This window comes from Moraxella tarda (genome assembly GCF_035181405.1).
Classification (GTDB): domain Bacteria; phylum Pseudomonadota; class Gammaproteobacteria; order Pseudomonadales; family Moraxellaceae; genus Moraxella.
Genome location: NZ_JAYGGV010000001.1, coordinates 408,957 through 428,345, shown reverse-complemented (window position 1 = coordinate 428,345; position 19,389 = coordinate 408,957). Strand labels below are relative to the sequence as shown.

The 19,389-nt window shown below is 41.5% G+C and carries 17 protein-coding genes; 8 read left to right on the top strand and 9 right to left on the bottom strand.

Annotated elements, in window-relative coordinates:
* The first annotated feature begins 56 nt into the window (after positions 1-56).
* Positions 57-830 carry a lysophospholipid acyltransferase family protein gene (locus U9670_RS02090; protein ID WP_323841670.1) on the top strand — a complete coding sequence of 258 codons (774 nt, stop codon included), beginning with the start codon at positions 57-59 and terminating at the stop codon, positions 828-830.
* A 59-nt stretch (positions 831-889) separates the two neighbouring features.
* On the opposite strand, the gene U9670_RS02085 is transcribed toward U9670_RS02090, so the two are convergent.
* The 4 genes from U9670_RS02085 to ileS form a co-directional block, all read right to left on the bottom strand.
* The gene (locus U9670_RS02085; protein ID WP_323841671.1) at positions 890-1,375 is read right to left on the bottom strand and encodes an FKBP-type peptidyl-prolyl cis-trans isomerase; all 486 of its coding nucleotides are present in this window, start codon (positions 1,373-1,375) and stop codon (positions 890-892) included.
* Positions 1,376-1,541: 166 nt separating this feature from the next.
* A complete protein-coding gene (locus U9670_RS02080) occupies positions 1,542-2,318 on the bottom strand; it encodes a transferrin-binding protein-like solute binding protein (RefSeq protein ID WP_323841672.1) in 777 nt (258 codons plus the stop codon).
* 109 nt (positions 2,319-2,427) lie between these two features.
* Positions 2,428-2,940, bottom strand: coding sequence for a signal peptidase II (gene lspA, locus U9670_RS02075; protein WP_323841673.1), 513 nt, complete (start codon positions 2,938-2,940; stop codon positions 2,428-2,430).
* On the bottom strand, positions 2,933-6,238 hold the full coding sequence (ileS, locus tag U9670_RS02070; protein ID WP_323841674.1) for an isoleucine--tRNA ligase, N-acetyltransferase domain-containing: 3,306 nt from the start codon (positions 6,236-6,238) through the stop codon (positions 2,933-2,935). Before ileS ends, lspA begins: the two co-directional genes overlap by 8 nt.
* Before the next feature lie 551 nt (positions 6,239-6,789).
* Here ileS and U9670_RS02065 point away from each other — a divergent pair.
* Positions 6,790-8,109, top strand: a complete 1,320-nt coding sequence (locus tag U9670_RS02065; RefSeq protein WP_323841675.1) for a solute carrier family 23 protein — start codon at positions 6,790-6,792, stop codon at positions 8,107-8,109.
* 398 nt (positions 8,110-8,507) lie between these two features.
* The gene (locus U9670_RS02060; protein WP_323841676.1) at positions 8,508-10,010 is read left to right on the top strand and encodes an alanine/glycine:cation symporter family protein; all 1,503 of its coding nucleotides are present in this window, start codon (positions 8,508-8,510) and stop codon (positions 10,008-10,010) included.
* A gap of 150 nt (positions 10,011-10,160) precedes the next feature.
* Here U9670_RS02060 and fdxA read toward each other — a convergent pair whose 3' ends face one another.
* From fdxA to ampD, 4 genes are all read right to left on the bottom strand, one after another.
* Positions 10,161-10,484, bottom strand: a complete 324-nt coding sequence (fdxA, locus tag U9670_RS02055; protein ID WP_323841677.1) for a ferredoxin FdxA — start codon at positions 10,482-10,484, stop codon at positions 10,161-10,163.
* Between the two features lie 327 nt (positions 10,485-10,811).
* Positions 10,812-11,309: a hypothetical protein gene (locus tag U9670_RS02050; RefSeq protein ID WP_323841678.1), complete on the bottom strand. Its 498-nt coding sequence runs from the start codon at positions 11,307-11,309 to the stop codon at positions 10,812-10,814.
* Positions 11,310-11,455: 146 nt separating this feature from the next.
* Positions 11,456-13,006 (bottom strand): murein biosynthesis integral membrane protein MurJ, encoded by a 1,551-nt coding sequence (murJ, locus tag U9670_RS02045; protein ID WP_323841679.1) that lies wholly within the window; start codon positions 13,004-13,006, stop codon positions 11,456-11,458.
* A 106-nt stretch (positions 13,007-13,112) separates the two neighbouring features.
* On the bottom strand, positions 13,113-13,718 hold the full coding sequence (gene ampD, locus U9670_RS02040) for a 1,6-anhydro-N-acetylmuramyl-L-alanine amidase AmpD (RefSeq protein ID WP_323841864.1): 606 nt from the start codon (positions 13,716-13,718) through the stop codon (positions 13,113-13,115).
* A gap of 272 nt (positions 13,719-13,990) precedes the next feature.
* Between ampD and U9670_RS02035 the strand changes: the two genes are divergently transcribed.
* A complete protein-coding gene (locus U9670_RS02035) occupies positions 13,991-14,818 on the top strand; it encodes an NAD-dependent epimerase/dehydratase family protein (RefSeq protein ID WP_323841680.1) in 828 nt (275 codons plus the stop codon).
* 23 nt (positions 14,819-14,841) lie between these two features.
* Here U9670_RS02035 and U9670_RS02030 read toward each other — a convergent pair whose 3' ends face one another.
* Positions 14,842-15,768, bottom strand: coding sequence for a DUF808 domain-containing protein (locus tag U9670_RS02030; protein ID WP_323841681.1), 927 nt, complete (start codon positions 15,766-15,768; stop codon positions 14,842-14,844).
* 262 nt (positions 15,769-16,030) lie between these two features.
* Between U9670_RS02030 and U9670_RS02025 the strand changes: the two genes are divergently transcribed.
* The 4 genes from U9670_RS02025 to U9670_RS02010 all read left to right on the top strand — a co-directional run bounded on the left by U9670_RS02025 (position 16,031) and on the right by U9670_RS02010 (position 19,271).
* The gene (locus U9670_RS02025) at positions 16,031-16,276 is read left to right on the top strand and encodes a hypothetical protein (RefSeq protein ID WP_323841682.1); all 246 of its coding nucleotides are present in this window, start codon (positions 16,031-16,033) and stop codon (positions 16,274-16,276) included.
* 254 nt (positions 16,277-16,530) lie between these two features.
* Positions 16,531-16,746 carry a 30S ribosomal protein S21 gene (gene rpsU / locus U9670_RS02020; protein WP_242748412.1) on the top strand — a complete coding sequence of 72 codons (216 nt, stop codon included), beginning with the start codon at positions 16,531-16,533 and terminating at the stop codon, positions 16,744-16,746.
* A 362-nt stretch (positions 16,747-17,108) separates the two neighbouring features.
* A complete protein-coding gene (gene efeO, locus U9670_RS02015; protein WP_323841683.1) occupies positions 17,109-17,963 on the top strand; it encodes an iron uptake system protein EfeO in 855 nt (284 codons plus the stop codon).
* 96 nt (positions 17,964-18,059) lie between these two features.
* A complete protein-coding gene (locus U9670_RS02010) occupies positions 18,060-19,271 on the top strand; it encodes a Dyp-type peroxidase (RefSeq protein WP_323841684.1) in 1,212 nt (403 codons plus the stop codon).
* The last annotated feature ends 118 nt before the right edge of the window (positions 19,272-19,389 follow it).

Genomic DNA, 19,389 nt, shown 5'->3' with positions numbered 1-19,389 from the left:
CCGTTTTTTTTATAGCATGGTTATCTGTTTAACATGATAAAATGATAGAGAAAATTATGGCAGATTTTGTAAAAAAGCAGCTTGGTCGTGGTAAAAAAATCATCAGCATGGGATCTACCTTGGTTGGGGGTTTTCGTGCGGCCTATAAAATTGGTGCATTTGATAATCCGCCTAGAGATAGATTGACTAAATATATTCAAATTTTTTGCCAAAAAATGTGCCGTTCGTTTGGTGTTGATGTTGTGCCAGTTGAGCCAGTGCCACAGATACATGGATTGTGGGTAAGTAATCATGTCTCATGGCTAGATATCCCTGTGGTTGGTTCGGTTGCTCCCGTATTTTTCTTGTCCAAGGCGGAAATTGGAGAGTGGTTTATTTTTGGTAGGCTTGCCAAGGCTGGCGGTACACTGTTCATCAAGCGTGGGTCGGGTGATGCAGGAGGGGTGGTTGAGCAGATTGCTCATTTTTTGCGTGATGGCCATTCGGTGCTATTTTTTCCAGAGGCGACCACTACAAATGGCAAGCAAATCAAAAAAATTTATGGTAAATTATTGCAGGCAAGTATAGATACAGGATTGCCAATCTGTCCCATTATCACCGCTTATGTTGATAAAGATGGTAAACTTTCTGACGATGCGGCCTACTATGGTAAGCGTACGATGGCTGATAGTCTAAGGCGGGTGGCGGACAGTGATGGTATTGTGGCGTATGTATTACCATTGGTACCGATTTTTCCTAACAATAAAACCCAAAAGGAACTTACCACAGAGTTGCAACTGGCAATGGAGCATGGGTTGGCAGATTTGCATTCACGGATATTAAAGTCTTAATTTTAAAACCCAAAAAAATCGGACCATCTGTATTGTCCGATTTTTTTGATTTGATTGATTTAAATAAACTTCAAACTGCTTTCACCTTTTGGTGTTACTTTAAAAATTTGTACCTTAAACAGCACATCTTGACCTGCTAGTGGGTGATTAAAATCAACTTTTACCTCATCATCGCTGACTTCACTGACTACGCCTACGAGTGAATTTTTGCCTTGGTCATTAAATTCCATCATCATGCCGATGGTTGGGTTTGGTTCGGAAATTGAGAATTTAGCACGGGGAAAAACTTGAACATTCTCTTTATTCCATTCGCCAAAAGCGTGTTCTGGTGATAGATGAGCGGTGCGTACATCGCCTGCTTTTAAATTCATCAGTACCTGCTCAAACCCTGCCAGTAGACTTTCATCACCGATGGTTAGGCTGACAGGTTCATCACGCCCAAAGGTTGAGTCAATGACCGTACCATTAGGTAGGCTGACTTCAAAATGCAGGTTGACAGTACTACCGTCGGTGATGCGAATTTCTTCGTTTGGTAAAATATTCATAGATTGTCCAAATAAAACCTAAATACAAATCTACCGCAATAAATCTGGCTTAATGATTGGTCTGCCAAGACCCACAGTAAGTGGCCAGAATTTCTCATCAAAACAATGCTTTGTCTTGACGAGAAAACATTTGGCTTTTTGGGTATGGCAAATTAAAACTGTTCGGTCAGTTTAACTTTTTTGCACCATAAGCACCGACAGTTCTACCATCGGCATTGCGATAGGTACCACCCAGTTCTGCGGCATCATCACCATAAAATTGACCTGTTGTACTAAGGCCGTTGTGCTCGCCTGTAAATTTATTGCCAGAGATGGTGGCTTGCAACAGTCCTCTGCCATTTTTGCTGGGGCCAACGGTACCAGTCAAAATCTTTTTGTCAAAATCTACATCAAAGGCAGCCTCTAGTATGATACCGATAGAAATGTCTTGTTGGCGTTGATCAAATCTGGCAACATTGTCTTTGTTTATTTCGACAGCACGACCAACATAGGTAGCTGTGCCACTATTAGGCACATTGGTGGTTGCATTTCCTTGGGCAAAAAGATAAGCCTCACCATTGATGCCTTCGTGTGCGTAGCCATAACGAGTATGTTTAAGGAATGGGTTACCACTCACACGAGCTGTCTTATCCGTAAATTTTTGTATCTTTTCTAGATTGGTATTAAAGTTGTCAGGAATAAAGTCGATGATTGTGCCGTTGATCGTCAGTTGGTTAATGCTTGGGCTGTCAGTAATGATTGTATCAGGGCCTGCTTTGCCTTTTGTGATTGATATTTTAATCCCCTGAATGTCAGAGGTATTTGGTTTGATGGGGGTATTGGTAAGGTCTGGCTTGGTGTTGGGTAATGCAATCGGGGCGTGCGTGCCAGAGCCACTTTTTCCACAGGCGGTTAAGCCGATCATTGCTAGGGCCAATAGGGGTAAAATTGCGGTTTTTTGCATGGTAGATCTCCTAATTAAATAATATAAAAAGATATTTTGGCAAACATTGCCAAATCAATGATGTTGAGCTTGCCATGCCATAGGCAAGCGGAGAATAATTTCTTAACTTTTATCTTTTTTGGCGAGCCTTCTCCAAAAAAAGCATATCCCATATCACTAATGTCATGCCTACGCACAACCCAATGTCTGCCACATTAAAAATTGGATAATGCCATACATTGGCATAATGAACATGAATAAAATCAATGACATAACCATGTAAAAATCGGTCAATCACATTGCCCAATGCACCGCCTAGCACCATCGCCAAACCCAGCGACAGTACTTTTGCAGATTTTGGGATTTTTCTTAGATGGACGATGACAAAACCTATTACCAGTAGGCCCAAAATTGCAAAAAACCACTTCTGCCAGCCGTTTTGGTCAGCCAAAAAGCTAAATGCTGCACCGTGATTATACGCCAAAGTCCAGTTTAATACAGGCGGTAGCACATCTACGGTCTGGTATAATGTAAAAGTGGCATTAAAATAATATTTAGTCACTTGGTCAAAAAGCAATACTATGAATGCAAGAAAATAGTATTTGACCGCATTTTGACCATTTGGCATTGAGATATTAGGCATGATGACGAACCTCTCCATCGCCTTCAACATTACTTACGCAGCGTTCGCATAATTCTGGGTGTGCCGTATTTGTGCCAACATCAGAGCGAATGTGCCAACAACGCGTGCATTTTTGACCATGTGCAGGTGAGATGACCACGCTAAATTCTGCACCTTGTTGAATGGTAGCATCGCTGGTGATGAACACAAAACGCACTTCATCGCCCAGTTTATTGAGTGCATTTACAGTTGTGCCGTCTGCGACTATGCTGACCTTGGCAGTTAGGTTTGAGCTGACTTGTTTGTCTGCACGAGCATCTTCAATCGCTTTGTTCACTAGGTCTTTGGTGGCTAAAATGGCTTGCCAATCATCTATGGTAATGTTGCCCATGTCAGGGGTTGGTAAGTTGTACCATTCATCAGCAAATATGTATTTTGTACCATCATGACGAACAAATTCCCATGCTTCTTGTGCTGTGAATGATAAAATTGGGGCAATCCATCTAAGCAGGGCGTGAGCAATGTGATAAAGGGCGGTTTGTGCCGAACGGCGTGGCAGTCCGTCTGCTTTGGTGGTGTAAGTACGATCCTTGATGATATCAAGATAAAAACCCCCCAAGCTCTGTGAGCAAAACATTGATACCGCCTGTACGACTTGATGAAAATCCATATCGTCATAAGACTTGATGATCGCCTCTTGAGTTTCTTTGGCAAGATGCAAGATGAACTTATCAAGACTTACCAACTCATCTAGTGCTACAGCATCGGTTGTGGGGTTGAAGTCGCTGGTATTGGCAAGCAAAAAGCGAATGGTATTGCGGATACGGCGGTAATTGTCCATCGCCCCAGCAAATACTTTTTGACCTGCACTCATTTCATAGCGATAATCAGCAGAGGCAATCCATAGGCGTAGCATATCCGCCCCTGTTTTATCAATCTCTTTTTGTGGTTCGACAATATTACCAAGTGACTTGCTCATCTTGTGGCCTTTTTCGTCCACCACAAAGCCGTGCGTCAAAACTTGCTTATACGGCGGACGACCATAGATGGCTTCGCTGACCAGTAGCGATGACTGAAACCAGCCACGGTGCTGGTCGCTTCCCTCCAAATACAAATCGGCAGGGTTGGTCAATTCATCACGATTTGCCAAAACCGAAAAATTGGTAGAGCCTGAATCAAACCACACATCAAGCGTGTCGGTGGATTTGATGTAGTTTGGGGCATCGCTTTCATCTAAAAAGTCCGCCACATCGGCATCAAACCACGCTTCTATGCCCCCTGTCTCAATGACTTGGGCGACTTTTTGGATAAGTTCATAAGTGTTTGGGTGCAGTTCATTGGTGTCTTTGTGGATAAAAAAGGCAATCGGCACGCCCCAAGTCCGCTGACGGCTAATGCACCAATCAGGGCGACCGTGCATCATTGATTCAATGCGTTTTTGCCCCCAATCGGGCGTCCATTTTACTTGTTTGATGTCGTTCAACGCCTGTTCACGCAAGCCCCCCTCTTCCATAGAAATAAACCATTGGGGCGTGGCACGAAAAATGATGGGCGTTTTGTGTCGCCAGCAATGCGGATAGCTGTGGGTAATCGCTTGATGATTTAACAGATGTCCGCTCGCTTGCAAAGTGGCGATAATCTTGGGCTGTGCTTTATAAATATGCTCGCCCACAAAAACTTTGGCTTCGTCTAAATACACGCCATTGCCGGCGACAGGATTTTCACAAGGCAAATCATTAGCACGCCCCACATTGTAGTCGTCCACACCGTGTGCAGGGGCGGTATGCACAAGCCCTGTACCGCTGTCAGCGGTTACGTGGTCGCCTGTGATAAATGGCACTTGACGCTCGGCAATTAAAGGGTGCTGGGCTTTTAAAATGGTTAAATCCGCCCCCTTAACGCTTGCCACGGTTTGCACATTTTCTAAGCCTACATTTTTGGCAAAATCTTGGGTCAAGTTGGTGGCGATGATAAAATAAGCGGTGCGATTGATTGGAGTTTGATTTTCCAATAAATAAGCCAATCTTTCATCAGCATTAACGCTTTGATAAACCGCCCCTAATTTTTCAACCGATTTTTTGGAGCGTTCATTTTCTTTAATAATATGAAAATAAACTTTATTTCTTTGTTTAAAGGCACAATCCAACATCGCTTGTTTGATTTCATTATTGGCACAAGTCCCCCAATAATCTTTGGCAATAAACGAATAGCCAATTGCAATGCTGTCATCGCTTACCTTGTCATCATAAAACCTTGTGGTGCCAACAATTTGCCCTGTTTTTTTATCAATAATCGCAAAGGCTTTTTCTTTAATCGCCTTATCAAAATAAGGGTTAAAAATTTCAGGCTCGTTTCTTTTTTCTGGCATCAATTCCCAGATAACAGGGTCTTTGGCTTTTTCAAATAAAGCATCTTTGTCGTCTTTATTTAAAGTTCTTAACAAAAAGTTATCGCTATCAATTTCATTGGGAATAACAAAAGGGGTAACTTTATCGCCTTTGATGACCGCATAATCAAGCTCGCTATGCACGCTAATGGCTTGGTTGGCAGGCAGTGTCCAAGGGGTCGTTGTCCAAATCACCGCTTGCAATTTGCCTTGTAAATTAGTGGTGGCAGGCAAATCATTGCGACCCAAAACATCAAAACCGACATAAATGGCGTCTGATTTTTTGTTGTCGTATTCCACTTCGGCTTCCGCCAAGGCAGAGCCACAATCTAAGCACCAGTTTACAGGCTTTTGCCCACGCACAATATGCCCGTTTTTGTAAATCTCGCCCAAGGCTCGCACGATATTGGCTTCGGTGGCAAAATCCATTGTCAAATAAGGCTTATCCCAATCGGCAAGCACGCCTAAGCGTTTAAAATCCGCCATTTGTAGTGCAATTTGGCTTTTGGCATAATCTCGGCAGGCACGGCGAAAGGCGGTGGCGGTAATGGGCTCACCGTTTTTGTCGTTTTTTGGGGGTTGTCCCACTTTGCCAAACTCATTTTCTACTTTTTGTTCAATCGGCAAGCCGTGGCAATCCCAGCCGACAATATAAGGGGCGTCATAGCCGTCCAAGGTTTTGGCTTTGATGATGATGTCTTTTAATACTTTATTGACAGCATGACCTAGGTGAATTTGTCCGTTGGCGTAGGGTGGGCCGTCGTGCAAGATGTATTTTGGCAAGCCTTTTTTGGCGGCACGGATTTCTTTATAAAGCTCGTCCGTTTCCCATTCGGCCAGCCATTTTGGCTCTCGTTTGGCTAGGTCAGCTCGCATGGGAAAATTGGTATCGGCTAGATTTAGAGTGTTTTTGTAGTCTTTTTGTTCGGTCATCGTCTTGACTCAATTTTGAAAAGGAAAATGGTTAATTATACCGTAAAAGCAAGATTTTAGAAAGATGAAATTTGCCATGTCATTCATGCGTTTATTAGTAAACATATAAAAAAATAGGAATGTATAACACCATTTGATTGATCAATTTTATCAATTGTTGATTTGTCAATATTGGCAATGTCAGCATTTTTAAAAATCATCAAAGACAAACTTGGCGTGCTGGTATACTGGTATATAAGTTATGTAAGTATTGATGGTCGGCTGGGTAATTGGTGGATTAACTGTTGATTGATTCATGAAATACGACATTGTGGAGTTTGATGTTTGGTCTGATCTAAAAAAATATCGCTTTTTTTTGCTTAATTTGTTAAAATTGTAAAGTTATGTCAAAGGTTTAATAGTGTATGTTTTTATTGTTCAGCTATGCATATGAACCATTAACTGTCTGTATCATGGCAGTCATTGACCATTTTTATCATCATTGTAAAAACCAATAACTGAGAGTTATTGGTTTTTTTTAGTGTTCAAAACGAGAAAATAAGGATAAAAAAATGTCTTTTTTCCCAAAATTTCGCCCCTATCAAGGCGACATTAATGTCACTCCTGTGGCAACAGATGAGTATCTACCCCCTGCTCAAAGTGCGATGCTTGGTATTCAGCATGTGTTGGCGATGTTTGGGGCAACAGTGCTTGCCCCCATTTTGATGGGTTTTGATGCCAATCTTGCCATCATGATGAGTGGCATCTGTACGATTTTATTTTTTATGATGACAGGTGGCCGTGTACCAAGCTACCTAGGGTCGTCTTTTGCATTTATTGGTGTGGTGGCGGCCGCTACTGCTCATGCGACAGGTTCTGGGGCAAATCCCAATTTGGCTTTGGCCTTGGGCGGTATTATTGCTTGCGGTGTTTTGTACGCTGCTATTGGTTTTTTGGTGATGGCGACAGGAACAAAGTGGATTGAAAAACTCATGCCACCTGTGGTAACGGGTGCGGTGGTGATGATCATTGGTCTAAACTTAGCCCCAGTTACTGTATCTGGTGTGGCAGGCAAACCTTTTGAATTGTGGATGACCTTGGTTACCGTGCTGTGCATGGGCGTGATTGCGGTGTTTGGGCGTGGCTTTGTACAGCGTCTTTTGCTACTACTTGGCTTGGTGTTGTCTTATGTGATTTATGCGATTATTACCAATGGTTTGGGTCTGGGTACGCCGATTGATTTTAGTGTGATTGGTAATGCTGCTTGGTTTGGTGTGCCAAACTTTTCATCACCTGTATTTGATGCTAATGCCATGTTGATTATTGCACCTGTGGCATTCATTTTGGTGGCAGAGAATTTGGGGCATATTAAGGCGGTTGGAGCAATGACAGGTGAAAATCTTACCCCATATTTAGGGCGTGCCTTTGTGGCAGATGGTGTGGCAACGGCACTGTCGGCAGGTGTGGGTGGCACAGGCATGACAACTTATGGTGAAAATATTGGTGTGATGGCGGTAACTCGTGTATATTCAACCATCATCTTTGTGATTGCAGGTGTGTTTGCAATTTTTTTAGGACTGTCGCCAAAATTTGGTGCACTCATTCAGACCATTCCCGGACCTGTATTGACTGGCGCATCTATCGTGGTGTTTGGTTTGATTACTGTGGCTGGAGCAAAAATCTGGATTGATAACCGTGTGAATTTTGCCATCAATAAAAATCTCATGATTGCCGCTGTTACCATCATTTTGGGTACAGGCGATTTTGGCCTGATGATTGGTGATTTTAATTTGGGCGGTATTGGTACGGCAACCTTTGCAGCGATATTGCTCAATTGGTTTTTAAGCCTAAAAGATGATCATCAAAACCATGAAGATGGTTTGGTGCATTGATATTAAGGCTTAATTGTCACTTAATCAATATGATTTAATTAATGTAGCACAAGCAGCAAAAATGGCTTAACAAATTTTCTAAATGGTAAAATTAAGTTTGCACAGCCATTATAAAAAGATTATAATAACCCCATACCTATTGCTTATAAATCAAGTGATTTGATGGCGAAAGGCGACATTTCTACTGATTTGTCGCCTTTTTGATGTGAATCTTACCAGCTAACCAGCTGAATAATTGATACCAATCAAGATGATGTCATTCTTTGGCGATAATTTGGTATTGTCATGTGGCAATGATATTAAAGACAAACTATTTTATCAAAAGATGGCATTTCCTTTGGTTTGCTTGCCAAAGTGGTTTGAGGTTGGTGTTATTTTTTGGATATTTTGGAATTATTATGTACGACAATCCATTTTCTTGTGTGGCACAGCCAACCTTTATTGAAGGCGTGCATTGTGTCGTGAATGTGTTTAGCACGCCTTTGTGGGATGTGCTACTTTGGCTACTTATTTTGGTGGGCCTGTTTTTTACGGTGATGACTGGATTTGCCCAGTTTACTTTGTTTGGCAGAAGTGTCAAATCTATGTTGGCCAGTCGTCAAGGGCATGATGAAAACGAAGGCATCTCAGCATTTCAAGCGTTCGTTACTGGTCTGGCAAGTCGTGTCGGCGTGGGAAACATCGCAGGTGTGGCACTTGCCATTGGTATTGGTGGTGCTGGTGCGGTGTTTTGGATGTGGTTGATTGCACTTATTGGAATGTGTTCGGCATTGGCAGAGTCAAGTCTTGCACAGCTATTTAAAATCAAAGACAGTGCTACGGGGCGTTTTCGTGGCGGTCCTGCTTATTATATTGAGCAGGGCTTGGGTCAAAAATGGTTAGGCTTGGTGTTTGCAATTGCTTTGATTGTATGTTTTGGGTTTGTGTACCAATCTATTCAATCTAACACCATCACATTGTCAATCCAATCGGCGATGGGCTGTGTGAGTTCTGATGACGCTTGCCAAAATGATTGGCAGTTATATAAGCACATCGTAGGAGCGGTGTTGGTATTATTGGCAGCTCCAATTATTTTTGGGGGCATTACTCGTGTATCAAAGATTGCCGAAGTGATTGTTCCTATTATGGCGGTGGTGTATTTGGCTGTATCACTTTATATCATCATTGCCAATCTTGGTGCTGTGCCACAAGTCATCACTCTGATTTTTACTGAAGCCTTTACTTTTGAAGCAGCAGGCGGTGGCTTGTTTGGTTCGATGGTGTCTGTGGCGATGATGCAGGGCATTAAGCGTGGTTTGTATTCAAATGAAGCAGGTCAGGGTTCGGCACCCAATGCAGCAGCGGCAGCGAGTGTAAAGCACCCTGTAGAGCAGGGTATGATTCAGATGTTGGGTGTTTTTGTGGATACGCTCATTGTTTGTTCTTGCACGGCATTTGTGATTTTGCTTGCCACCATGCCAGAAAATGCTGCCGAACTGTCGGGCGTGCAACTGACTCAAGCGGCACTTGCTAGCCATGTTGGTGGTTGGGGTCAGTATTTCTTGGCGGTCATTTTATTCATGTTTGCATTTTCTACCATTATTGGCAACTATGCCTATGCTGAATCAAATATGCAGTTTTTGAAAAACAATACGGTTGCTTTGACAATTTTTCGTATCGTGGTTTTGGGTTTTGTGTACTTTGGTGCGGTGGCAAAAGTTGCGGTTGTGTGGGATATGGGTGATCTAACGATGGGCATCATGTCGTTTATTAACTTAATTGCGATCATTCTTTTGTCAAAATATGTCTTTATTTTGATAAGGGATTACAATGCGCAGGTTAAAGCAGGCGTGGCTGAGCCAGAATTTAAATTGGATAATCATCCGCAATTAAAAGCAAAAATCAAATCTGATATTTGGTAAATACTTTATCTACAAAAAAACCTGCTTTTTATGGCAGGTTTTTTTATATGATTTTTTTATCAATACCGTCATAGATATGATGATAAAAAAATAAAAAAGCCCACAAGAAAGCGGGCTTTGAATGGCTTGGCGTAGATTGATGCTTGATGATTAACGCTCCAAGTACTGAATCTTGCCTGATACACCGTCCCATTTTTCATGCTCTGGCATTGGGTCTTTTTTCTCAGTGATGTTTGCCCAAACTTGTGAAAGCTCTTCGTTGATGGCGATATATTCTTCTTGGCCAGCGGGGATCTCATCTTCTGAAAAAATGGCATTGGCAGGGCACTCTGGCTCGCACAACGCACAGTCAATACATTCGTCTGGATTGATGACAAGAAAGTTTGGACCTTCATAGAAGCAGTCCACAGGGCAGACTTCTACGCAGTCAGTATATTTGCACAAAACGCAGTTATCAGTTACAACAAAAGTCATGAGATTACCTTGGCTAAAATGGCTAATAGGTAGCGTGTATTCATAAAGCTAAACCCAAGCATAAAAATGCTTAAAAATTGGTGGTGTATATTTTAGCTTGTTTGGTGAATTTTCTCAAATAAATCCGTGTAATTTGTTATGCCAAAAACGAAAAATCATCCATAAAAATCGCAAAACGCCCTCATTGGCGATAATGGTTATTATTCATCTATGATGAGGGGCTTATTTTGAGTTTTAAGTTTGTGATGCTAATTTTGCCAATCGATTGATAAAAAAAGACCGCCAGAAGGCAGGCCTTTTTTTTAAGTAGCAGTAGCAAGCTGAGAGTTAATTTGCTTTTAGCTGTGCTTCTTTGGCCACTTTATAGCATTCTTCAATATGATCAAAAGCGATTTTTTTAAAAATCATGTAGCCGATACTTGCTGCAACCATTTGTCCGCCAAGTGGTATGTATTTGGCGATTTGTTTGCCAATTAGGCGACCACCAAAGCCTTGAATGGTCTTATTGACCACACCTCGAGTTGCTACCAATCCGCTAATGGCAACAATGCGTTCTTGAATGGTTTGTTTGCGTTTTTCTTCACTGATTTTGCTGTTTGGGTCGGTAGGTTCTTGTAGACCAAATTTTTTGGTAATTTCTGGCAATAGTTTTGCAAGCATGCCTACATCAATGGCCACATCAAGAAAAGGCACAGGAATGATGGCCACACCTGCAGATATTTTTGCACGAGATTTTGCAAGTGATTGGCATTCTAAGCGAATTTTTTCCAGATCAAGATTTGGGTTGAAATCTTTAGCGACAGGTTGGCTGATTGGCTTTAACATATCATTGTCCTTGTGGTTGTTCATATATGGCACAGCTTCGGCGGTGCGTGTGGTGTGAATTATAGCAAGTTACCCATCGGATTGTCCAGTCATGTTGTCAATTGTTGTGTGGTTTGGGCATTTTTGTAAACATTCTTGTAAAAACGCTATCCATGTTTTAGCTGGCGTGGACGAAAGCCAGTGCTGAGTAATGTCATGCCATATATAGTAGCGCCAAATATGCAGATAGCAAGCAGTGCCACAATGCGTAGCCACTGTGTCTCTTGTGTGGGATAAAGTGGTAGTATGGCATACAGGGCAAATGTCATCACAAGGCTGGAGAACCCAAACTGCATACTCATTTTTCGCCAGTGGCTACCAAAGCAAAAAATATGACGCTTATGTAAAAAATAATACAAAAGCCCAGCGTTAACAAAACTTGCTGTTGTCGTAGCAAGTGCCAGCCCTCCATGTAGGGGTAGGTTTAGCAGATGGAATACGCCGATAAACAACACACTAAAAACCATGTTAGCAAAGACAGCAACAATACCAATTTTTACAGGGGTTTTGGTGTCTTGCCCTGCAAAAAAAGCAGGTGCAAAAATTTTGATGAGCATGAATCCTAAAATGCCTCCTGCCATACTTTTTAGGGCAAAGCCACTCATCACTGCATCGTGCTGGCTAAATTCACCACGCACAAATAGTGCATTCATCAGCACATCTGAGAGTATAAACATCGCCAAAGAAGCAGGCAGGCCAATTAAAATGATGAGGCGTGCTGCCCAGTCTAGGGTTTTTTTGAAAACTGCATCATCAGATTTGGCATGGCTAGATGATAGGCTTGGTAGAATGACTGTACCGATTGCCACACCGATCAGACCCAAGGGCAGTTCGCTCAGTCGCTCCGCTGCATATAGCCATGATACCGAGCCACTCATCATTAAAGAAGCAAAAGCGGTGTTTAATAATAGGTTGATTTGCGTTACTGAGACACCAAAGATGGCTGGTAACATAAGCTTTAAAATGCGATTCACGCCTTCGTGTTTGAAATTTATTTTTGGGGTGGTGAGTAACTTTTGTTGATGAAGCTGCGGCAGTTGAATGGCCAATTGTAAAATGCCAGAAATGGCGACGGCGTAGCCCAATGCCATGATTGGTGTATTGAGTAATGGTGCGAAGAATAATGCCCCTACAATCATGCAAATATTGAGTAATACAGGTGCAAAGGCAGGTGCTGCAAAACGACCATAGCTTTGCAAAATACTGCCAAAAAATGCTGTCATTGAGATAAATAGCAGGTAGGGAAAAGTGAGACGAAGTAGGTCGGTAGCGGTGTTAAACTTTACCGCATCACCATGAAAGCCTGGGGCAAATACCTGTACAACAAAGGGTGTAAATGCAATAACAGCCACCGTCAGGATAAGTAAAATCAGGCTTAACACCCCAGAAACTTGGCTGATGAGAATCTGCACATCACTGAGTGTGCGTTGCTGTTTGTATTCAGATAAGACAGGTACGAATGCTTGGGAAAATGCTCCTTCTGCAAACAATCGTCTTAAAAAATTGGGGATTTTGAACGCTACTAAAAATGCGTCCATGAGTCCGCCTGCCCCAAATACACTCATCAGCACGACATCACGCACCAAACCCAATATGCGAGAGAGCATGGTCATGGAGCTGACGACCATCGTGGAGCGAAAAAGCTGAGATTTGGCCATAGTGTGATTCTGATTATAAAAGAGTGCTTATTATAATGGATTTTGTGCTTTTATACTTATATACTTATGAAAAATTGATGACTGTTTGTCTTGTCAGCCCAATGCATTATTGATATTTGTTTTTTTGATGAGCTTTATCCACCATGGCTCGTAATTTCACCCAATCAAAAAATTCACCAGGGTCGGTTTTGCGATTTGGGGCAATGTCGCTATGCCCCATCAAATGCCTTTTGGTGTTTGGATACGCTTGATAAATGGCACAGATGATTTGGGTAAGTGTTGCATATTGAGCATCTGTAAATGGTGAAAAATCATCGCCTTCTAGCTCAATGCCAATGGTAAAATCATTACAATTGCCTCTCCCAAGATGATATGATTGACCTGCGTGCCATGCTCTGTCATTGAAATTGACAAACTGAGTTACCGCTCCATCTCTTTCAATGAATAAATGAGCAGAAACTTCCAACTTATCAATGGTGGCAAAATACGCATGGTCGTCTGTATTTAGCCGATTTTGAAAAAATGCTTTGACAAAATGAACGCCATTTTTATCCGTTTGCCCAAACTGGCTGGGTGGTAAGCTGATATTATGAATGACAATGCCATCAATGGTGGGGCTGCCATGTTTGGTGGGGCGTGCGTTAAAATTAGGTGATGCGATGAATTCTGCACCGTGCAGTATGCCGTTTTTTATGGTGAAATGGTTCATGATGATGATATACTAAGCTGGATTTTTATTTTAGCTCAAATCATGATGAATGCCAAACATTTTTCTTGGTTGTTACCTTTGAGTTTGCTGTTGGTAAGAATGGTACTGCCACTGATATGAGTTATAGATGATATTGTGCGAATTGGGCTGTTAAATATGTCAGTTGCCTGTACGCACCTCATTTTTGGTAAAATCATCGTCAAGCAGATGGTGCTTGTACTTTGGGTGTTTTTTAACTAAGTTTTTTTAAAAAAAAGTAAAAGAGAGCAATAAAAATGACAAAATGTCTCATCATTGGGCAAGGTAGTATTGGGCAGGCTGTGACCAATGAGCTGGCAAGGCATTGCTCTGTGGTAGGGGTTTCTCGTACGCCTAAAATTTATGATGATGTGCATAAGAATATCACACATTGGCAGATGGACGCATTGGACTTAACCGACAATGATCTGCAAGGCTTTACGCACATTGCTATTATTATCACGCCATCTGATGATGTGAGCGATAAAGTGCAGGCCTATCAAGGCAGTTATCTTGCGATTTGTCAGCATTTGGCAGGCATGATGGAGAAATTGCCAAACCTTCGTCAAATACTATTTGTCTCATCGACTGCTGTTTATGGTGAGAATGATGGGCAAGTCGTCAATGAATATTCGCCCGCCAACCCCGCTTCGCCAACTGCCAGGATTTTGCTTGATGCTGAAAATATTCTTGTTCAAGCCTTTGGTGATAAAGCTGTCATCGTTCGCCCAAGCGGTATCTATGGTGAGAGTCGGCAGTATATGATTCGTCTTGCCAAATCGGCCCACACTGATGGTGTGGCAAATAAGCACTATACCAATCGCATCATGGATATGGACTTGGTGGCGGTGTTGGTACAAATTTTATTAAGTGATAAGCCAAAGTCGTTGTATTTGGCGACAGACTTTTGTCCCGCAACAAGTCTTGATGTGATAACATTTATCTGTGATGAATTACAAATCATACCGCCAAAAGTCATTAAAGAGCCGCCAACAGGCAAAATCGTCATGAGCAATCTACCGAAAAACTGGCTAAGATTTACCTGTTATCAACAAGGCTATGCATGGATTGTAAAAAGGCTATAATGATTTAAAAACTGCCAAAAAAATCAGCAGGTAGCTTTGTCCTTCAATTTTTTGACCCCTATATAAAACATTAAGCTAATCAACCCTGCAATCAAGCCAATCATGCCATTATATAGACTCTCGGTCAAACCGCCAAACACGCCAGACAACAGTGCCAAATCTTTGGCTTGGTGGTGCAGGATATCAATACCATGTACCAAAATACCACCACCAACCAAAAACATGGCAAGTGTACCTGCAATGGATAAAAAACTCATCAATTTTGGGGTAAAGTTAAGCAAAGCACTCCCTAGTTTTTGAACACCTTGGTTGAGACTGTGGGTCAGCTTTAATCCTATGTCGTCAATCTTTACGATGAGAGCGACCAAGCCATACACACCGATGGTCATTAAAATGGCAATGGCAGTTAATGATATGGCTTTGGTCTGCAAGGTGCTGGCGGTCATCACCCCAAGAGAAATCACCACAATTTCAGCAGATAAAATGAAGTCAGTACGAATCGCACCTTTAATTTTTGCTTTTTCAAAAGCAACCAAATCTACCGATTCATTAGCATTGGCCATAAGGCGTTTGTGGTGTGCTTCATCATCATCTAAATCGTGGGGTAACAGCTGTGGGGCAAATTTATGCACTATCTTTTCTGCACCTTCAAAACATAAAAACAATCCGCCAATCATGAGCAGTGGTGTGATTAACCAAGCAGCAACAGCACTAATGATGAGAGCGACAGGCACCAATATGAGCTTATTGATGAACGAACCTTTTGCTACTGCCCAGACGACTGCAAGCTCTCGGTCGGCACGCACGCCAGCAACTTGTTGAGCATTTAATGCAAGATCATCGCCCAACACGCCCGCCGTTTTTTTAGCAGCAAGTTTTGTCATCATTGCCACATCATCTAAAATCATGCTAATGTCATCAATAAGTATCAATAAATTGCCATTTGCCATAAAACTCCAAAACCGCATTGGTTATTAATTTCATGCTTATTATACGAAGTTTTTTACAAAAAATTTGTAAATTTTGGTAGTGATTTACCAAATGTTATGAAAATTGTGCCATTTTATGGCATAATAAAAGCATTATTGCAATGTGTTTATTTGGTAAAAAATAACGCTTGACTGATTAAATTGTATCTGGCGTTTTAAGTAATAAAACCAATAAACTTAACTGACCGACCGCTTAATGTTTTAAAAGCTAGGAGATATTATTATGAAAATTCAATCATTGGTAGTTGTAATTGCCACCGTATTATTGACAGCCTGTGGCAACAAACATGAGCATGTACAAGCCGTAGATAAGCTGGCAGAAGCCAAAGAAGTTGCGTTGGCTAAGGCACCAAAAGCTGAGGAGATAAAGTTTGACGACCATGGCCAACCAACCTTTGCTCAAACATCAGGTGCAAGTACGGCCACCACAGCTGATGCCGATACAGCCACTACAGAACAGAAAAAATAAGCTATTGGGCGAGTGTGTCTATTTTTTTGTGCTGAGTGTTAAAAATTTGAGTTGTAATTTAGCTTTGTATCATTTATAATACGAAGATTATCTTGGTGATTTTTGCTTAATTTTTTTAAAACCAAATACCAAGATGATGGCCGCTGTTGCGGATTTTTTGTTCCGATTTGAGCTGATGCCCACGCCCAAGACCGTGACGCTATATAATATAATACAGCCTAATCGATGCCACTTGTCTTGTATTAGGAGTAACTATGCCTTCTGTTAAGGTGAAAGAAAACGAACCAGTTGATATTGCAATTCGTCGTTTTAAGCGTGCTTGTGAAAAAGCAGGTGTTTTGGCTGATGTACGCAAAAAAGAATTTTTTGAAAAACCAACCCAAGAGCGTAAGCGTAAAAAAGCCGCTGCGGTCAAGCGTTACAAGAAAAAAGTATGGCGTGAGCAAGTTCGCACTGTACGCAAGTACTAATTTGCTGATGCCATCAATGGTTTAAAGACCATTTGTATTGCAAATTTAACCCTAAGTCATTTGATTTGGGGTTTTTGTATTTGGCTTTTGATATCATTTAGGCTGGTAAAATATTAAAAAAGTTTGTCCTATCTTTTTTAAGATAAAGGTTTTATCACATTCTTTTTGCTTTTTTGGATAAAAGACGATGGGCTGTCTATAAAGATAAATTTTTGCCAATCATGATGAAGTGGTAAACAGTGTATTAAAGTGTGTTTGTGCAAAAATGTATATTGCCAAACCATCAAATAAGGTGTATAATTTTAATAAGAATTGTTATTATTTATTTTTTATCTGATGGATTTTTTTATAAGGTATTTTTCATGAAAGCACCAAAATTGCTGGTATTATCATTGACGGCCACACTTGCTTTAACCGCTTGTGGTGACAAACAGTCGGATGAGTCTAAGTCTTTGGCTGAGCAGCCAGCCGAAGTCTCTGAAAATAGTGCTCATTTGTCTGCTGAAACGGCTGAATATAAAGCGTGGGTGCAGACTCAAATTGATCAGCTGGTTGTGGATACTGAAAGATTTGTTGCTCTGTTAAAAGAGGGTAAATTAGATGAAGCTAAGGCTTTTTATCCATTGGCACGCATGTCTTTTGAACGCTCCGAGCCGATTGCTGAAAGCTTTGGCGACCTTGATCCACGCATTGACAACCGTGAGGCCGACCTTGAAAAAGACGAGTTATGGACGGGCTATCACGCCATTGAAAAAATCCTATGGACACAAAACACCACCAAGGGAACAGAGCAATTGGGCGATCAGCTTGTTGCTGATGTCAAAGAATTAAAGGCGAAAATACCAACGGCTGAGGTTACTCCCATGCTGATGGTTCAAGGTGCTGTGGATTTGTTAAATGAAGTGACTACAACAAAAATTACAGGAGAGGAGGAGATTTTTTCAAAAACGGACCTTTATGACTTTAAGGCAAATATTGAAGGGGCGGAAAAGATTTTTGAGATTTTAGCCCCTGCTATTGAAAAGAAAAATCCTGAACTTGTGGTAGAATTGAAGACTAAATTTACCGAGGTGCACAAACTTCTTGATGCTCATAAAATTGATGATAAGCATTATAAAAATTATGATGAATTAAGCAAGGCTGAAATTGACGCATTGGCGGAGAGTGTCAATAAGTTAGGTGAGCCACTTGCCCAAATGGGCGTTGTGATGCAGTGATATGATGCGATGCGAAAAAAGCACTGATAATTGTGATTATTGGTGCTTTTTTGTGTGGTTTTATGATATGGTTTTATTGTACAGATGGAAAAAATAATGAATGGCCGTAGAAATTTTTTGAAAACCGCAAGTTTATTGACCATGACGGGTTTGGCTGGTTGTGCTAAAAATGTGGGGCAAAATCAAGCAAAAAAGCATGAAAATGCGACCGAAAAAGTACTCAATAGCCACTGTTTGGCGGATTTAAGGTATGAATTTTTTGGAAAACATCAATCAGGCATCACAACGCCTGTACAACGCCATGTGTATTTTTTGGTTGCCGATTTGCATAGTAAGAATGTTGATGAGATTCGCCAAATGTTTAAAGATTGGACGGATTATTCGGTAAAACTGATGAATGGCGAGAACATCAAACCTTATGGTAATAATCCGCACCTACCACCAGCCGATACAGGTGAGACTGATAGCCTAGGGGCGTATGGGCTAACGCTTACTTTTGGCATCAGTCCTACATTTTTAAAAAAATTAAATTTGGAGCATAAAGCACCGCCAGAATTTAGTGAGTTGCCAAAATTCCCACGAGACCAAATCAAAGATGAATTGTCAGGCGGAGATATTTGCATACAGGCGTGTTCTGAAGACCCACAAGTTGCCTTTCATGCTGTGCGACAACTTGTCCGTCAGGCTCGCTCGCTTATCACCATGAAATGGTCGCAGGCAGGGTTTAATAGCTTTGATAGCGGTCATCAAACACCACGCAATCTATTTGCGTTCAAAGACGGCACTGCTAATAAAACAACCATGCAAAACCCTGATAAATGGCTGTGGATTGATAATGGCGTGTTTCAAAATGGCTCGTATTTGGTTGTCCGCCTAATCCAAATGCACCTTGAAACATGGGACAGGACAAGCCTTGTTGGACAAGATGACACCTTTGGGCGACACCGAGCGAGTGGGGCGAGTATTGGCAAAACGGACGAGTTTGATGCACTTGATATCCATGCAAAAGACGATAAAGGCAATCTGATTGTCGGCGAAGTCAGCCATGCAGGGCTGGCTAATCGCACAGGATTGCAAATGCTAAGGCGTTCGTATTCGTATAGCAGTGGTATTGTGCGTGGGCAATTTGATGCAGGGCTTTTGTTTATCAGTTTTCAAAAAAATCCCATGCAGTTTTCTGCCATTCAATCTGCTTTTGGTAACAAAGATAAAATGACCGAATACACCACCCACATCGGCTCTGGCTTGTTTGCCTGTTTTGGTGGGGTTACCCAAGGGGAATATTTGGGGCAGTCTCTTTTTGAATGATTGGTTTTTAACATACCAATAAATATGCTTTAAAACAATTCATAAAAAAAATTTGTCAGTACCATGACAACCATACAAATAACCAACTTAAAGACATGATGCACCTATGGCTACAACA

Excerpts from the sequence above, each read along its gene's own strand:
- fdxA (WP_323841677.1), bottom strand. The coding sequence starts at position 10,484 with ATGACTTTTGTTGTAACTGATAACTGCGTTTTGTGCAAATATACTGAC.
- rpsU (WP_242748412.1), top strand. The coding sequence starts at position 16,531 with ATGCCTTCTGTTAAGGTGAAAGAAAACGAACCAGTTGATATTGCAATT.
- U9670_RS02010 (WP_323841684.1), top strand. The coding sequence starts at position 18,060 with ATGAATGGCCGTAGAAATTTTTTGAAAACCGCAAGTTTATTGACCATG.
- U9670_RS02085 (WP_323841671.1), bottom strand. The coding sequence starts at position 1,375 with ATGAATATTTTACCAAACGAAGAAATTCGCATCACCGACGGTAGTACT.
- ileS (WP_323841674.1), bottom strand. The coding sequence starts at position 6,238 with ATGACCGAACAAAAAGACTACAAAAACACTCTAAATCTAGCCGATACC.
- U9670_RS02025 (WP_323841682.1), top strand. The coding sequence starts at position 16,031 with ATGAAAATTCAATCATTGGTAGTTGTAATTGCCACCGTATTATTGACA.
- U9670_RS02050 (WP_323841678.1), bottom strand. The coding sequence starts at position 11,309 with ATGTTAAAGCCAATCAGCCAACCTGTCGCTAAAGATTTCAACCCAAAT.
- U9670_RS02030 (WP_323841681.1), bottom strand. The coding sequence starts at position 15,768 with ATGGCAAATGGCAATTTATTGATACTTATTGATGACATTAGCATGATT.
- murJ (WP_323841679.1), bottom strand. The coding sequence starts at position 13,006 with ATGGCCAAATCTCAGCTTTTTCGCTCCACGATGGTCGTCAGCTCCATG.
- lspA (WP_323841673.1), bottom strand. The coding sequence starts at position 2,940 with ATGCCTAATATCTCAATGCCAAATGGTCAAAATGCGGTCAAATACTAT.
- U9670_RS02065 (WP_323841675.1), top strand. The coding sequence starts at position 6,790 with ATGTCTTTTTTCCCAAAATTTCGCCCCTATCAAGGCGACATTAATGTC.
- U9670_RS02060 (WP_323841676.1), top strand. The coding sequence starts at position 8,508 with ATGTACGACAATCCATTTTCTTGTGTGGCACAGCCAACCTTTATTGAA.
- efeO (WP_323841683.1), top strand. The coding sequence starts at position 17,109 with ATGAAAGCACCAAAATTGCTGGTATTATCATTGACGGCCACACTTGCT.
- U9670_RS02080 (WP_323841672.1), bottom strand. The coding sequence starts at position 2,318 with ATGCAAAAAACCGCAATTTTACCCCTATTGGCCCTAGCAATGATCGGC.
- U9670_RS02090 (WP_323841670.1), top strand. The coding sequence starts at position 57 with ATGGCAGATTTTGTAAAAAAGCAGCTTGGTCGTGGTAAAAAAATCATC.
- U9670_RS02035 (WP_323841680.1), top strand. The coding sequence starts at position 13,991 with ATGACAAAATGTCTCATCATTGGGCAAGGTAGTATTGGGCAGGCTGTG.